Below are 13,823 nucleotides of genomic sequence, written 5' to 3'. Positions count from 1 at the left end.
TCTTTTGGAAGCAAGATGCGTTTATATGTAACATTATAATTTTTCAACTTGCGTAAAAGTCAACTCTAATGGAGTCTTTCTTCCGAAAATCTTAACCATAACTTCCAACTTGCGTTTTTCTTCGTTAATCTTTTCAACAACTCCATCAAATCCATTAAATGGACCATCAATCACTTTTACATTCTCTCCTTCTTTGAATGGTATAACACCCATGTCAACTTTAACAGAAAGCTCGTCTACTCTTCCCAAGATACGATTAACTTCAGCCTCTCTAACTGGCAATGGCTCTCCTCCTTTTTTCTCGCTTAAAAAACCAATTACACTTGGTATTGATTTAATAACGTGAGGAACTTCACCTGTTAAATTAGCTTCGATATAAACATATCCTGCAAAATATACACGTTCTGTCGTTTTCTTTTTTCCATCTTTAGTAACACTAACAACCTTCTCGGTAGGCACTAAGACTTGAGATAGATAATCAGAAAGTCCTAAGCGAGCAATCTCAGTTTCGATATAATTCTTAACCTTCAATTCATGTCCGCTGACTGTACTGATTACATACCATTTTTTTACGCTTGTATCAGCCATAATATTTTTTCTTATGCTTTAGCCCATTTATAGAATATACCTAACAAATCTGCAAAAAGTGTATCCACACCCCAAGTTGCCAGCGAAAACAATACTGCAAAAATAGCTACAATAATTGTATAACGTTGTACATCCGACCATGGTGACCAAGTTACATTTGTTTTAAGTTCTGTAAAAGACTCTGATATGTAATTAAAAACTTTCATGATAAATCTTTTTTGCACGGGTGGAGGGATTCGAACCCCCATCAACGGTTTTGGAGACCGCTATTCTACCCTTGAACTACACCCGTTTGTTAATAAAAGTCAGCGGTAGTCCCGCTGACTTTAAAATTTATTTATACTAATAAATTAGTCTAAAATTTCAGTTACCTGACCAGCACCTACTGTTCTACCACCTTCACGGATAGCGAAACGTAAACCTACTGATAAAGCGATTGGGCTTAACAACTCAACAGTGATAGTTAAGTTATCCCCAGGCATAACCATCTCAGTTCCTTCTGGTAATTGGATTGTTCCAGTTACGTCAGTTGTACGAACGTAGAATTGAGGACGGTAGTTGTTATGGAATGGAGTGTGACGTCCACCTTCTTCTTTTTTCAAGATATAAACCTCAGCTTTGAATTTAGCGTGTGGTTTTACTGAACCTGGTTTACAAATAACCATACCACGACGGATATCAGTTTTGTCAATACCTCTCAATAATAAACCTACGTTATCTCCAGCTTCTCCACGGTCTAAGATTTTACGGAACATCTCAACTCCTGTAATTGTAGAAGTTAATTTGTCAGCTCCCATACCGATGATTTCAACAGCATCTCCTGTATTAGCAACTCCAGTTTCGATACGTCCTGTAGCAACAGTTCCACGTCCTGTAATTGTAAATACGTCTTCTACTGGCATTAAGAATGGTTTCTCGTTATCACGTACTGGCTCTTCGATCCAGTTGTCAACTTCTTCCATTAACTCTAATAATGCATCAACCCATTGTTTCTCTCCGTTTAAAGCTCCTAAAGCAGAACCTTTAACTACTGGTCCATTATCACCATCGTATTGGTAGAAAGATAATAAATCTCTTACTTCCATCTCAACAAGCTCTAATAACTCAGCATCATCAACTAAGTCAACTTTGTTTAAGAATACAACGATTCTTGGAATACCTACCTGACGTCCTAAAAGGATGTGCTCACGTGTTTGTGGCATTGGTCCATCAGTAGCAGCAACTACTAAGATAGCACCATCCATTTGAGCAGCACCAGTAACCATGTTTTTCACGTAATCCGCGTGACCTGGACAGTCAACGTGCGCATAGTGACGGTTTTTTGTTTGGTACTCTACGTGAGAAGTATTAATTGTAATACCACGCTCTTTTTCTTCTGGAGCGTTATCAATTGAATCAAATGAACGAGCCTCAGAGAATCCTGCATCAGCTAATACTTTAGTAATAGCAGCTGTAGTAGTAGTTTTACCGTGGTCAACGTGTCCGATAGTACCGATGTTTAAGTGCGGCTTCGAACGATCAAAAGTTTCCTTTGCCATGATTTAATAATTTAATCTTAGTTATATAATTAGTGTTCAAATATAATAAAAAAACCTGAGCCAATGACGGGATTTGAACCCGTGACCTCTTCCTTACCAAGGAAGCACTCTACCCCTGAGCTACACCGGCTTTTGTCTCTTATATTTAGTGGTGGGGAGAGCAGGATTCGAACCTGCGAAGGTTTCCCAACGGATTTACAGTCCGTCCTCGTTGGCCGCTTGAGTATCTCCCCTCAAACTGTGTTTGATATTGCTTTTCCTTGAGCCGATGGAGGGACTCGAACCCACGACCTGCTGATTACAAATCAGCTGCTCTAGCCAGCTGAGCTACACCGGCAATTGACTCAATAGAAAAAGTCCGCTATTTCTAACGGACTGCAAATGTATATATTTTATTGATTAAAAAAAACAATTTACTTATTTTTTTCAATTATTATAACTTCTGTTTTTCTTTGAATTTCACAACTAAACGCTCTAAAGCGTCGGCTCCTAAGTCCACACTCTCTTCAAAACTTTTACTTGTTTTTTTCACTATCATCTCATCACCTGGCACCAACAATTTCATCTCTGCCGTTTTGTTTTCCTTATCACTAGAGTTCTCTAATTTTAGAAAAACATCAACTGAAACTACTTTATCATAAAATTTTTCCACTTTAGCCAAACGCTCATTGACAAAATCTACCAACTTGCGATCTACATTGAAATTTACAGCCTGAATGTTTACTTTCATAACTAACGATTTTAAAGGTTAATCTTTATTCTTCTTCGTTCGGGGATGTGTCGCCTTATACACTTTCTTCAATTCAGATAAATTGACTTGCGCATACATTTGTGTAGTTGACAAACTTTCATGCCCCATTAATTCTTTAATTGAATTTATATCCGCTCCATTCTCCAATAAATGAGTTGCAAACGAATGTCTCAACACGTGAGGACTATTCTTTTCCTTACTTGTTGTATCACTAAAGTAGCGATTTATTACGCCATAAACAAACATTTCATCAATTTTATTCCGCCTTTTATTTAGTAATAACTCTCCTCCACAAGCTATCTCACTCACTTCCAAATCCCTAACTTTAATATACCTTTTCAACAATTCTTCTAACTCCATTATCATTGGTATATTTCTTCGCTTATTGCCTTTTCCCACAACTCTCACTTGATGCAAGTCGAAGTCAATATCATTCACTTTCAAGTTTACCAACTCTGCTCGGCGCAACCCCAACCCATATAACAACTCTACAATAACCAAATCCCTCAAACTATCAAATCCTTCTTCCGCAACTAATCTTTCCCTCACCAATTCAATCTCTTGTTTACTATAAGGCAACTGTAATCTCTTTTTCACTTTCAACGAGCGATGCAGTTGAAGAGGATTCAACTCAACTTCTTTTACCTGCATCAGGAATTTATAATAACTGCGCAATGCACTAACCTTTCGATTAATAGATCTATTTTGAATACCGGATTCTGCAAGCCCTACCAACCAGCCTCTAACCTGATCATAAGTTACCTCCTTATAACTCACACATTCGACTTCCAAAAAAGCCATAAAAGATTCGATATCTCGCTTATAAGCAATAATCGTCTTGTCTGAATAATTCTTTTCCTTGTCTAAATACGCTAAAAATCTCTGTAAACTTTCTTCCATAAAAAAACCGTTGCAACAAAGTTAATACTTTATTACAACGGTTAGCTTTTTATTCACAACCCTATCTTAGATTTCTACTGAATCTCTTAAGTGTTGGATATATGCAGCTTTTTGCATTTTGTCTCTTTTTTGTACAGACGGTTTCGTGAAATGCTGACGAGATCTTAACTGACGTAATGTCCCAGTTCTGTCAAATTTTCTTTTATAGCGCTTTAGTGCTCTATCGATATTTTCTCCGTCTTTAATTGGAATGATCAACATGTTTTCATACACCTCCTCTCATTTAGTGGTGCAAAAGTAAAGCTTTTTTTATCTAACACAATAAAAAAACAACTTTTTTTATTCAGCATCAGCATTTTTCGTTTTACTTCTAACTAATTCTCCGCTAACCAGCTCTTAAATTCACCCACTCTTTCTCTACTCACAATCACCTCAGCTGTATAATTCTTCATCGTTAGTTTTAACCGAGAAGTAGATAATTGTATAATCTGTTCTATATAATCGATGCTCACTACTTGAGATCTATTCACCCGAAAGAACTTCTTCGGACTAACCGTTTTAATAACAGCCTCTAGAGACTCCTCATCTAACAGATGAGTCTTACCTTCCACTGTCGAAATATATACTCCTCTATCCTCTCTATAAAAACATACTACCTCATCCACCAACACCATCTTTATCTGCATTCCCACTTTTATCATCAGCCGTTTTGCATAGTTACTCCCCCCTATACTGTGTCTGAGGCTCTCTACCGTCTGTGTTGTACTGCGTTGTTGTGCCTTGTATTTATTAATAGCACCCAACAACTCTATTGGCTCTATCGGTTTTAATAAATAATCAATGCTATTTAGCTTAAATGCCTTAATCGCATAATGATCAAAACTTGTGACAAAGATAATAGCGCTCTTAACCTCTACTTGCTCGAATATCTCTAAAGATAATCCATCTGCTAACTGTATATCAGCAAATATCAAATCTGGATGCTCATGTTGCATCAACCAAAGTATAGCCTCTCCTACAGAATACAATATCTGCTGTACCTCGAATCCTAACTTCTCCAGCTCTCTTGTCAGCAGTCTCGCTGCAGGTTTCTCATCTTCTATAATTACTATTTTCATCAACTCTCTATTCTAACTAAAGGAATTCTAACACTAAAACTATCTTCCAAATCACTTATCTCAATATCTTGCTTCACCATTAACTTATTGCGCTTAGACAAATTCTGTAATCCCAGTCCAGATGAATACACTTCTTTGGGCTTAGCATATTTTTCATTCCACAGTACTAACCCTCCTTCTTCTATACGCAATTCTACTCTAATACTTCCCTCCGAAGGAATTACATTGTGCTTTACTACATTTTCAATCAATAGTTGCAAACTCAAGGTAGGCACTTCTACATCATCATACTTCATCACCTCTTCACTAATGCTAAATGCTATTGCATTATCATATCTCACATTGAGTAGATAGACATAATCTCTTATAAAAGATACTTCGTCAGATAAGTTACACAAGGGATAATCTAACTTCTCTAATACATATCTATATATCTTAGAGAACGAACGGGCAAACTGTTCTGCCTTTACTGGATCTTCTTGGATTGTACTGATGAGTACATTCATATTGTTAAACAAGAAATGGGGAGACAGTTGTTCTTTCATCCCTTCTATTTGACTTTTTTGTAGCTCTATCTCCATCTCTCTATTCTTTAATTCTAACAACCTAAGTTCATCGTGATAGGCAAACGTAAACACAATAAGCAAAATAAAAGTACTTAATAACAATGCTCCTAAAAAATTGCCAAAACTTAAATGTTGCCCAAGAAAGAAAGCTTTAAAAGACAAGCTATAAAATAAATTCAAAATTAGCGCCAAGAATAAGTAATAAGAAACTATAGATGTCAAAATGCCATTGACAAAAAAAACAGCGTTACGAGTAATCTTACTCATAGCTATTTCATTTTTAGCATCTCGTTTATCCATTACCCTACACACCCATGCACTCGTTAATACATTAGCTGCGTAAATCAACATCGACAATACAAAAGACAAAAACGTATTTTTCAAAAAACGATAATTTATCAATAGCTCACCCAAGCTTAACTCGCTATTACGAAAAGTAAAATACGAAATAACCAAACTGATCAGTACCGATATACTACAGGCCAATACAATATGTCTACGCCAATTAACATTCATTTCTACTTTTTTCATATACTAATTTACTACAAACTCATCTAATTTACTTCACTTTACACATTTCTTGTGTTTTTAATGCCCAATCTTTTCCCCATGATGGATAGAATGGCACATCACTCTCCTGTTTATCGAATAGCTCTATCGACTTCTCTAGCATCTTACAGTAATAATCCATATCTACTTTCATAAACTTAGCACTATTAATCTGAAAACTTGCCACAGAATACACTGCTCTCGGATTAGTAGGGTCTAACTCTATCGCCTTATCATACGCTTTATTGATAATTGGAGTCTGCACCATCCCCTTATTCATCGGATCTGTAATCAACTCTAGTGTCTCATTCATTCCCTTCAGTACATACCACTCGCTTCCCCCTGTTTCTAACCATTGGTCTATTAGTACGCGATTAGCCATCACGATATCTTCTACGGCATCAGCCTGTGGATTACTAAACCCTCCTGTGATACTAATAAGCACCTTGTAGTACACCGGTATCCAGTTCTCTTTATCAGACATCGCTATACGGTCTAACATAGCCACTGCCTCTTTCGATTGCCCACTTTGCCATTGTTGCATCGCTTTTTGCATTCCTGCTTCGTATTTAGATTGTCCGAAACTCACTACACTAAATACACCGAATAATAAAATTAATAACTTTCTCATCTTTCTAATTATTTAATTACACAATAAATCTACACTGACGATTAAACCCTTAAAAAACGAACTGCGCGAACTGTTGTTTCCAATGTCTCTACTGTTTGTATTGTTGTTTTACAAATTCTCCAATTGGTTCTTCTTTTTATCTGCACTTATCGTCCACATAAATCCTACATATATAAATCGCTTCGCAGAGGCATTCGTTACATCTGGTTGTCCTCCACGTTGATTAAACTGATAAGCGTATACAGGATTTCTACCTAACAAATTATCTACTGATAAGTACACTATCTTTTGCCCACTGAATAGATAAGCCCAACTCATACTCACATTGTGTATCGGACTACTCTCATAAGTAGTTTTATTAGTAGTATTCATATCGTAGAAGTGACGTGGACTACTGTAGTTATACGTCATACTCACCTGAGATTTCCATTGATCTATCCAGTACTTCGTCACCACAGAGAAGTTGTGCTTTACTACATAAGACGGCTGTATCCATTCGTTCCAATACATCTCTTTGCGTTGAGAGTCTATATAAGTATAAGTTACCCAATAGCTAAAATTCTTAAACGTGATATTATCTTTCCAAAACAAGTCAAATCCCTTTGCATATCCCTCTCCTAACTGTGCATACTCACTTGGCTTACCTAATGGCGTTAAGAGCAACTTACTATAATCTTTATAGAACATCTCTGCTCTCAATAGACGCTTTCTAAACTCATAAGTATAGTTCAGTATATAATGGTTAGCCTGCATCCAGTCTTCTTGTTTCACTGCTAATGACTGCTCTAAGTTCACAGCCTGATTAAACACCCCATACGAAAAAGACATCTGATGCTTAGGTGTCACCTGATAAGTCAACATCGCACGTGGCTCTACTGTCCAATCTGATATTTCTGAATACTTACTCGTTCTCAAACCTGCCCTCAATGACAAGTCTGACGTTATCTTCCAATTGTTCTCAAAAAACAGTGCCCATCTATTAGTATCTGTACCAAAGGCTTCTGCTCTACTCCCTTCACTTCTCGTCAAATCTAATTTAGAAGCCTGTACATCTACCCCTACAAAAGACAGAAACTGCCCATTCCACTGATAAGAAAACTTCACCTTCTGATTCACATCCCAACTAATCTTCTTTAAGCTCAGATCATTGCTATCTCCTGTATAATCCATATACCCTAACCCTGTACCAATATCAAGTCGCATATAAGGAGTAAGCTTCTTAAAGAACACACTATTCATATACACATTACTCGACTTAAAGCCTAGTGTATCTACTCGATTACTTGGCTGTATCTCTTGCTCATACTTGATGGTAGAGAAGTCCACAGCAGTATATAGTTTATATCCACCATCCTTAATCTCGCGCTTATACATCATCTCCCCAGAAGCTGTAGAGAAAGGTTTTTTAGTATTATATCGCTGCTTTACCACTGCAGTATAGGCTCCTAAGTTTAGATAGTTTAGACTATACGACAGTGAGTTCTTGCCCCACTGATGTGTCTGTGCGAAGCTCCCTCCTACAGTAGAGATAGAGTAGTCTCTACGCGATGGATCTATCTCATCTGATGTATCTAACTGTAATACTCCCGATAACGCATCTCCAAACTCTGCACTATACCCCCCTGCTGAGAAAGATATTCCCTTAAACAGAAACGGATTAAACTTAGAGCGCACAGGTACATTACCTACAGAAGAAGTATAAGGCTGAAACACTCTTACACCATTGACGAATATACCACTCTCCTCTGCTCTACCTCCACGTATCAGTAGTCTCCCATCCTCTCCATTCGTCTGCGCCCCTGGCATGGTACTTAGTACTCCCATAATATTACCGGGACTCCCAGCAGTACTCACTACATCCATTGCATTTAACCCAATACTCTCTGCGCGTTCTCTTTTATTCTTGCTATTCGCGATGATAAGGATTTCTCCCATCACCTCATCTTGACTACTTAACACAAAATGTTCATTATAATTCTCCTTTGTATTGATTTCTACATCGAGATTGCCATACTGTGCATGCATTAACTTCAGCACACCACTCACTACTGTATCTGTAACTATAAAACTGAAATACCCTTTCGCATCAGTCAATGCTCCCTCGAAGCTATCTTCAAGGTACACATTCACATTCTCGATTGGTTTATTCTTATCGTTTACCACTGTACCCGATAGCAGAATCTGTTGTGCCTGCACAGCACCTACACATAAGGTTAATAACAAACATAGTAGTGTTCTCATCTTTTTCTTGATTAATTCTATCACAAACGTAATCTGACAACACAACTTCTGAAAAAATGAGTGCGTGAATGGGAGTATTTACTGCGCGAACGGAGATTAATTAACAGTTTTCGGTTAACGGTTCTCAGTTTTAGTGATGTGTATAAACTATAGCTAGGCATCTTGAGATGCTTATTTATTCTTGCTAACTTATAACCATAAAAAAAACGATAATCCTTATCACCTCTTTATTGACAAGGCTTATAAGAAATCTGTTACGCCTTACTAAGCACTTTGTTCGGAAGCTGTTCGGAAAAACCTCGGTATTTAGTAGGATAAAGACCCCTTTTGCGAACGATACTAAATCTGTCTCCGAACCAAACTATATCCAGAAAAACATATCATTACGAACATCCTATATTATACCGTGCCACCTCCACTACCATATATATGGTATATTCTGAAAATGACTAATAAAAAACAAGGTTTATAAATATCTTTGCTTTGAATAATTTAGTACTTTAATCAAAAATATAGGTGTCAGAACATGAAGAAATTCTTTAGTAATACAATAGTAAAACTTCTTTTAGGCGTAATAGCAGGGTTATTAATTGGTCCATACCTTACAGATAGTCTTTTACAGATAACACTATCTACAAGACATATCTTGGGGCAGATAATCTTATTCTTAGTTCCTCTTATCATCTTGGGATTTGTTGTATCCTCTATCGCTAAACTGGATAAGGGAAAGACTAGCATAATCGGTTTCTCTATTGTTATTGCTTACTTATCTAGTATCGGAGCAGGATTCTTTAGTAGTACATTAGGTTTTAATATTATCCCTCACTTACAGATAGAGAAAAATGTAGAGACACTGAAAGAATTACCTGAAATGCTCTTTAAGTTAGACATTCCACCTGTATTCGGAGTGATGACTTCTCTGACACTTGCCTTAATGATCGGTATCGGTATTCTATGGACAGAATCTAAACCATTAGAGCGTGCCTTCGATTCGTTTAAAGATATCGTATTGTTATTAGTGAATAGAGTATTAGTCCCACTATTGCCATTCTATATCATGGCGAACTTTGCATTACTTAGCTATGAAGGGTCTATACAGTCACAGCTACCTGTGTTCTTAACTGTGATACTTATCGTGATAGTAGCACACTTCATTTGGTTAGGTGTGTTGTATACGATAGCGGGAATATACTCTGGGAAGAATCCATGGGAAGTAATTAAACATTATCCTCCTGCTTATCTAACAGCAGTAGGTACGATGTCTTCAGCGGCTTCTCTTGGTGTAGCACTACAGTCTGCACACAAGAGTAAAGTACTGAAGCCTGAGATCACGAACTTCACTATACCGTTCTTCTCTAATATACACTTATGTGGATCAGTATTGACAGAAGTATTCTTTGTGATGACCGTATCTCAAGTATTATATGGCGGATTGCCAACTATGGGGACAATGATCTTATTCGTACTACTATTAGGTATCTTCGCTATCGGAGCACCTGGTGTACCAGGAGGTACTGTAATGGCCTCATTAGGTATCATTGCTTCAGTACTAGGTTTTGACGATGCTGGTATCGCACTGACCTTAACGATATTTGCATTACAAGATAGCTTCGGTACCGCGTGTAATATTACAGGAGATGGAGCACTTAGCCTTATGGTAACAAAATACAGTGATAAATAAAGATAATGAGGGAAGGCCTGTGCTTTCCCTTTTTTATACCTCTATATTATGCTAAAGAAATTAGTAAACAATACTATCGTTAGGCTACTATCAGGAGTAATCATCGGTCTATTAGTAGGGCCTTATCTAAATGATATTCTACTTCAAGTCATCTTATCTACAAAACATATTTTAGGGCAACTCATCTTATTTTTAGTCCCCTTAATTATCTTAGGATTTATCGTATCGTCTATTGCTAAGCTAGATCAGAAGTCCTCTGTTATTATAGGGTTTTCCTTAGCTATAGCTTATATATCGAGTGTCGGAGCAGGGTTATTCAGTGGTTCATTAGGATACACTATATTACCTTGGCTAGACATACCCTCTACTGCTACTACGGGAAGAACATTACCAGAGATGCTCTTTAAACTAGACATTCCACCTATATTCGATGTGATGACTTCCTTAGTACTTGCACTCATGATAGGTTTAGGTATTCTATGGACACAGTCTAAACCATTAGAAGTAGCCTTCGATCACTTTAGAGAGATCGTGTTACTCTTAGTCAATAGAGTACTAGTTCCCCTATTACCCTTATACATTGCCTGTAATTTTGCTTTGCTTAGTTATGTAGGCAGCATACAGTCCCAATTACCTATCTTCTTAATCGTGATTATCATCGTGATTTTAGCTCATATCGTATGGATCACCATCTTATACACGATCGCAGGTCTGTACGCTAAAAAGAACCCATGGGAAGTACTCAGACATTATGGACCGACCTATCTAACAGCATTAGGGACGATGTCTTCAGCGGCTAGCTTAGGTGTAGCACTGCAATCAGCACATAAGAGCAAGGTATTAAAGCCAGAGATTACGAACTTCACTATTCCGTTCTTCTCGAATGTACATTTATGTGGTGCTATGGTTACAGAGACCTTCTTTGTGATGACCGTATCCTTAGTCCTTTATGGGCATTTACCTGATATTAGTACATTGATTCTCTTTGTGCTTTTACTAGGTATATTTGCCTTAGGAGCACCTGGTGTACCTGGCGGAGCGCTAATGGCATCTTTAGGATTAATAACCTCTATGCTAGGCTTCGATGATACTGGGATAGCATTAGTATTAACCATATTCGCACTACAAGACAGTTTTGGCACTGCGTGTAATATAGTGGGGGATGGCGCTTTAAGCCTTATGGCAACAGCCTTTCACGAACGACAACAAAAAAGGGAAGCTCAGTAGCTTCCCTTTCTTCTATATCATCTAATCTGATTAGTCTTTTAAAATATTACGAGAGATAACTAATTTTTGAATCTCTGTAGTTCCTTCTCCGATCGTACACAACTTCGAATCACGGAAGAACTTCTCTACTGGGAAGTCCTTAGTATATCCATATCCACCGTGGATCTGGATCGCTTCTGTAGATACTTTCACACATACTTCAGACGCATACATCTTCGCCATAGCTCCAATCTTAGTCATCGGTTTGTTGTTGTTCTTTAAAAAAGCTGCTTTGTGTAATAATAGCTCAGAACACTCAATCTCTGTAGCCATATCCGCTAATTTAAAACCGATAGCTTGGAATTGGCTAATTGGTTTTCCGAATTGAACTCTCTCTTTTGAGTATTTTAATGCTGCTTCATAAGCTCCTTTAGCAATACCTAATGATAATGCACCAATAGAGATACGCCCTCCATCTAATACTTTCATCGCTTGAATAAACCCTTCTCCTACTTCTCCTAAACGGTTAGCATCAGGTACGCGACAGTTATCAAAGATAAGTTCTGCAGTCTCAGATGCACGCATTCCTAATTTATTTTCTTTCTTACCACTAGAGAATCCTGGTGTACCTTTCTCTACTACGAAAGCTGTCATCCCGTGAGAATCACCTTTCTCTCCTGTACGAACGATAACTACTGCAACGTTACCAGAGATCGCGTGAGTGATAAAGTTCTTTGCTCCATTTAAAATCCAGTGATCACCATCTTTTACAGCTGTAGTACTCATCCCTCCTGCATCAGATCCAGTATTATGCTCTGTCAATCCCCATGCACCGATCCACTCCGCTGTCGCTAATTTAGGTAACCATCTTTTCTTTTGTTCTTCATTGGCAAAAGAAAGAATGTGATTTGTACACAGTGAATTATGTGCTGCTACTGATAAACCAATAGACGAGTCTACTTTAGAAATCTCCTCTACAATAGTGATATATTCATGATAATTTAACCCAGATCCACCGTACTCCTCTGGAACTAAAACACCCATATATCCCATTTCTCCTAACTTTTTAAATAAGTCGACAGGAAATATTTGCGCTTCATCCCACTCCATTATATATGGGCGAATATGTTGCTCAGCAAAGTCTCTTATTGATTGAGCAATCATCGCTTGCGTTTCATTGTATTCAAAATTCATGGTTGATAGTTTTAATTCGTGAATTTCAAATATAAACTAATTATGTCAATTTTGTCAAGGGGGAAGTTTTCGATTTGCCTTAATTGTTCCTTATTAACAAAATCCTCTTGCATACTTCTATATTTAACGATCTCTCTTGCGATATAATAATTTAAATAGGGTAATTTTTTCAATTCATTAATAGATGCTTCGTTTACATTAATCTTTTCGACATTTGGAGCAGTAAAAACCTTAAAATATTTAAATAATTCACTAATCGTTTCATCATTCAGACCATACACAAATCTCAACTGATCCATATGAACATATCCTCCGTACTTTTCCCTATCCTTTACAATTTTACTTGCATAATAGGGTCCTATTCCTCTTACTTTTTGCAGAAGTTCCTCTGTTGCTTCATTGATACAAGTAGGTGTGATTTCCTTCTCTTTTTCCTCCTTGTACTTTGCATAGTTCACTTTTGGCTTCGGATTAGACACCCAATCAGGGAACTTGAAATAAACACTATATTTTTTCAACCATTCGTCCGAAACTCTTGTAACCGATTGAAACTCTTGTGCGGAATTTACGTATTTGTTCTCTGCTCTAAATGACAATAAACGATCTATTTCCTCTATAGACATGCCAAGTGAATAGCCTTTAAAGTCAGAAATAAAATTGGGATTAAATGGATAAATAGTATCTCTTTTCTTAGTGTAGATTGTAGCAATATTATCTATTCGCTGATTTAGATGAGTAATTTTTTCCATGTCTACAACGCGATCATTTACGAAGACAGGGGAAGATGTTTTGAAAAGAACAATAAAACACAATTGAATTATAATAACGTGAGTTCGACTTAAGCTATTAGTCTATTTTGA

14 protein-coding genes and 4 tRNA genes are annotated in these 13,823 nt (G+C 37.2%); 2 read left to right on the top strand and 16 right to left on the bottom strand.

Going from position 1 to position 13,823, the window contains the following annotated elements:
- Positions 1-33: 33 nt before the first annotated feature.
- From nusG to GJV76_RS03690, 14 genes are all read right to left on the bottom strand, one after another.
- Positions 34-588, bottom strand: a complete 555-nt coding sequence (gene nusG / locus GJV76_RS03755; RefSeq protein WP_155091305.1) for a transcription termination/antitermination protein NusG — start codon at positions 586-588, stop codon at positions 34-36.
- 11 nt (positions 589-599) lie between these two features.
- Positions 600-797 (bottom strand): preprotein translocase subunit SecE, encoded by a 198-nt coding sequence (secE, locus tag GJV76_RS03750; RefSeq protein WP_160338871.1) that lies wholly within the window; start codon positions 795-797, stop codon positions 600-602.
- A 12-nt stretch (positions 798-809) separates the two neighbouring features.
- Positions 810-880: transfer RNA gene (locus GJV76_RS03745), tRNA-Trp, on the bottom strand.
- A 58-nt stretch (positions 881-938) separates the two neighbouring features.
- Positions 939-2,126: an elongation factor Tu gene (gene tuf / locus GJV76_RS03740; RefSeq protein ID WP_155091303.1), complete on the bottom strand. Its 1,188-nt coding sequence runs from the start codon at positions 2,124-2,126 to the stop codon at positions 939-941.
- A 58-nt stretch (positions 2,127-2,184) separates the two neighbouring features.
- A tRNA-Thr gene (locus tag GJV76_RS03735) sits at positions 2,185-2,256 on the bottom strand.
- A gap of 19 nt (positions 2,257-2,275) precedes the next feature.
- Positions 2,276-2,359: transfer RNA gene (locus GJV76_RS03730), tRNA-Tyr, on the bottom strand.
- A 30-nt stretch (positions 2,360-2,389) separates the two neighbouring features.
- Positions 2,390-2,463: transfer RNA gene (locus tag GJV76_RS03725), tRNA-Thr, on the bottom strand.
- A 96-nt stretch (positions 2,464-2,559) separates the two neighbouring features.
- Complete coding sequence (gene hpf / locus GJV76_RS03720; RefSeq protein ID WP_155091302.1) at positions 2,560-2,856, bottom strand: ribosome hibernation-promoting factor, HPF/YfiA family; 297 nt, start codon at positions 2,854-2,856, stop codon at positions 2,560-2,562.
- An 18-nt stretch (positions 2,857-2,874) separates the two neighbouring features.
- A complete protein-coding gene (locus GJV76_RS03715) occupies positions 2,875-3,777 on the bottom strand; it encodes a tyrosine-type recombinase/integrase (protein WP_155091301.1) in 903 nt (300 codons plus the stop codon).
- A 66-nt stretch (positions 3,778-3,843) separates the two neighbouring features.
- Complete coding sequence (gene rpsU, locus GJV76_RS03710; RefSeq protein ID WP_155091418.1) at positions 3,844-4,038, bottom strand: 30S ribosomal protein S21; 195 nt, start codon at positions 4,036-4,038, stop codon at positions 3,844-3,846.
- A gap of 113 nt (positions 4,039-4,151) precedes the next feature.
- Positions 4,152-4,895: a LytR/AlgR family response regulator transcription factor gene (locus tag GJV76_RS03705; RefSeq protein WP_155091300.1), complete on the bottom strand. Its 744-nt coding sequence runs from the start codon at positions 4,893-4,895 to the stop codon at positions 4,152-4,154.
- Entirely contained in the window at positions 4,895-5,992 is a 1,098-nt protein-coding gene (locus tag GJV76_RS03700; protein ID WP_230381493.1) for a sensor histidine kinase, read from the bottom strand. Before GJV76_RS03700 ends, GJV76_RS03705 begins: the two co-directional genes overlap by 1 nt.
- Positions 5,993-6,020: 28 nt before the next feature.
- A complete protein-coding gene (locus GJV76_RS03695; protein ID WP_131540236.1) occupies positions 6,021-6,641 on the bottom strand; it encodes a tetratricopeptide repeat protein in 621 nt (206 codons plus the stop codon).
- Positions 6,642-6,749: 108 nt separating this feature from the next.
- Positions 6,750-8,882 carry a TonB-dependent receptor gene (locus GJV76_RS03690; RefSeq protein ID WP_155091299.1) on the bottom strand — a complete coding sequence of 711 codons (2,133 nt, stop codon included), beginning with the start codon at positions 8,880-8,882 and terminating at the stop codon, positions 6,750-6,752.
- Positions 8,883-9,408: 526 nt separating this feature from the next.
- Here GJV76_RS03690 and GJV76_RS03685 point away from each other — a divergent pair.
- Both GJV76_RS03685 and GJV76_RS03680 read left to right on the top strand, forming a co-directional pair.
- A complete protein-coding gene (locus tag GJV76_RS03685; RefSeq protein WP_155091298.1) occupies positions 9,409-10,563 on the top strand; it encodes a dicarboxylate/amino acid:cation symporter in 1,155 nt (384 codons plus the stop codon).
- Between the two features lie 48 nt (positions 10,564-10,611).
- Positions 10,612-11,790 (top strand): cation:dicarboxylate symporter family transporter, encoded by a 1,179-nt coding sequence (locus tag GJV76_RS03680; protein WP_155091297.1) that lies wholly within the window; start codon positions 10,612-10,614, stop codon positions 11,788-11,790.
- Positions 11,791-11,820: 30 nt separating this feature from the next.
- Here GJV76_RS03680 and GJV76_RS03675 read toward each other — a convergent pair whose 3' ends face one another.
- Complete coding sequence (locus GJV76_RS03675; RefSeq protein WP_155091296.1) at positions 11,821-12,963, bottom strand: acyl-CoA dehydrogenase family protein; 1,143 nt, start codon at positions 12,961-12,963, stop codon at positions 11,821-11,823.
- Positions 12,964-12,974: 11 nt separating this feature from the next.
- The gene (locus GJV76_RS03670; RefSeq protein WP_155091295.1) at positions 12,975-13,712 is read right to left on the bottom strand and encodes a ComEA family DNA-binding protein; all 738 of its coding nucleotides are present in this window, start codon (positions 13,710-13,712) and stop codon (positions 12,975-12,977) included.
- Positions 13,713-13,823: the final 111 nt, after the last annotated feature.

The organism is Myroides albus, assembly GCF_009711045.1.
Lineage (GTDB): Bacteria > Bacteroidota > Bacteroidia > Flavobacteriales > Flavobacteriaceae > Flavobacterium > Flavobacterium album_A.
The sequence above is the reverse complement of the archived record's forward strand: the minus strand, read 5'-3'. Positions and strand labels throughout refer to the sequence as shown.

What these genes read in the sequence shown, in the direction of transcription:
- GJV76_RS03685 (WP_155091298.1), top strand. Translation starts at nt 9,409, where the DNA reads ATGAAGAAATTCTTTAGTAATACAATAGTAAAACTTCTTTTAGGCGTA.
- hpf (WP_155091302.1), bottom strand. Translation starts at nt 2,856, where the DNA reads ATGAAAGTAAACATTCAGGCTGTAAATTTCAATGTAGATCGCAAGTTG.
- rpsU (WP_155091418.1), bottom strand. Translation starts at nt 4,038, where the DNA reads ATGTTGATCATTCCAATTAAAGACGGAGAAAATATCGATAGAGCACTA.
- GJV76_RS03695 (WP_131540236.1), bottom strand. Translation starts at nt 6,641, where the DNA reads ATGAGAAAGTTATTAATTTTATTATTCGGTGTATTTAGTGTAGTGAGT.
- GJV76_RS03675 (WP_155091296.1), bottom strand. Translation starts at nt 12,963, where the DNA reads ATGAATTTTGAATACAATGAAACGCAAGCGATGATTGCTCAATCAATA.
- GJV76_RS03690 (WP_155091299.1), bottom strand. Translation starts at nt 8,882, where the DNA reads ATGAGAACACTACTATGTTTGTTATTAACCTTATGTGTAGGTGCTGTG.
- GJV76_RS03715 (WP_155091301.1), bottom strand. Translation starts at nt 3,777, where the DNA reads ATGGAAGAAAGTTTACAGAGATTTTTAGCGTATTTAGACAAGGAAAAG.
- GJV76_RS03670 (WP_155091295.1), bottom strand. Translation starts at nt 13,712, where the DNA reads ATGGAAAAAATTACTCATCTAAATCAGCGAATAGATAATATTGCTACA.
- GJV76_RS03680 (WP_155091297.1), top strand. Translation starts at nt 10,612, where the DNA reads ATGCTAAAGAAATTAGTAAACAATACTATCGTTAGGCTACTATCAGGA.
- GJV76_RS03700 (WP_230381493.1), bottom strand. Translation starts at nt 5,992, where the DNA reads ATGAAAAAAGTAGAAATGAATGTTAATTGGCGTAGACATATTGTATTG.
- nusG (WP_155091305.1), bottom strand. Translation starts at nt 588, where the DNA reads ATGGCTGATACAAGCGTAAAAAAATGGTATGTAATCAGTACAGTCAGC.
- tuf (WP_155091303.1), bottom strand. Translation starts at nt 2,126, where the DNA reads ATGGCAAAGGAAACTTTTGATCGTTCGAAGCCGCACTTAAACATCGGT.
- GJV76_RS03705 (WP_155091300.1), bottom strand. Translation starts at nt 4,895, where the DNA reads ATGAAAATAGTAATTATAGAAGATGAGAAACCTGCAGCGAGACTGCTG.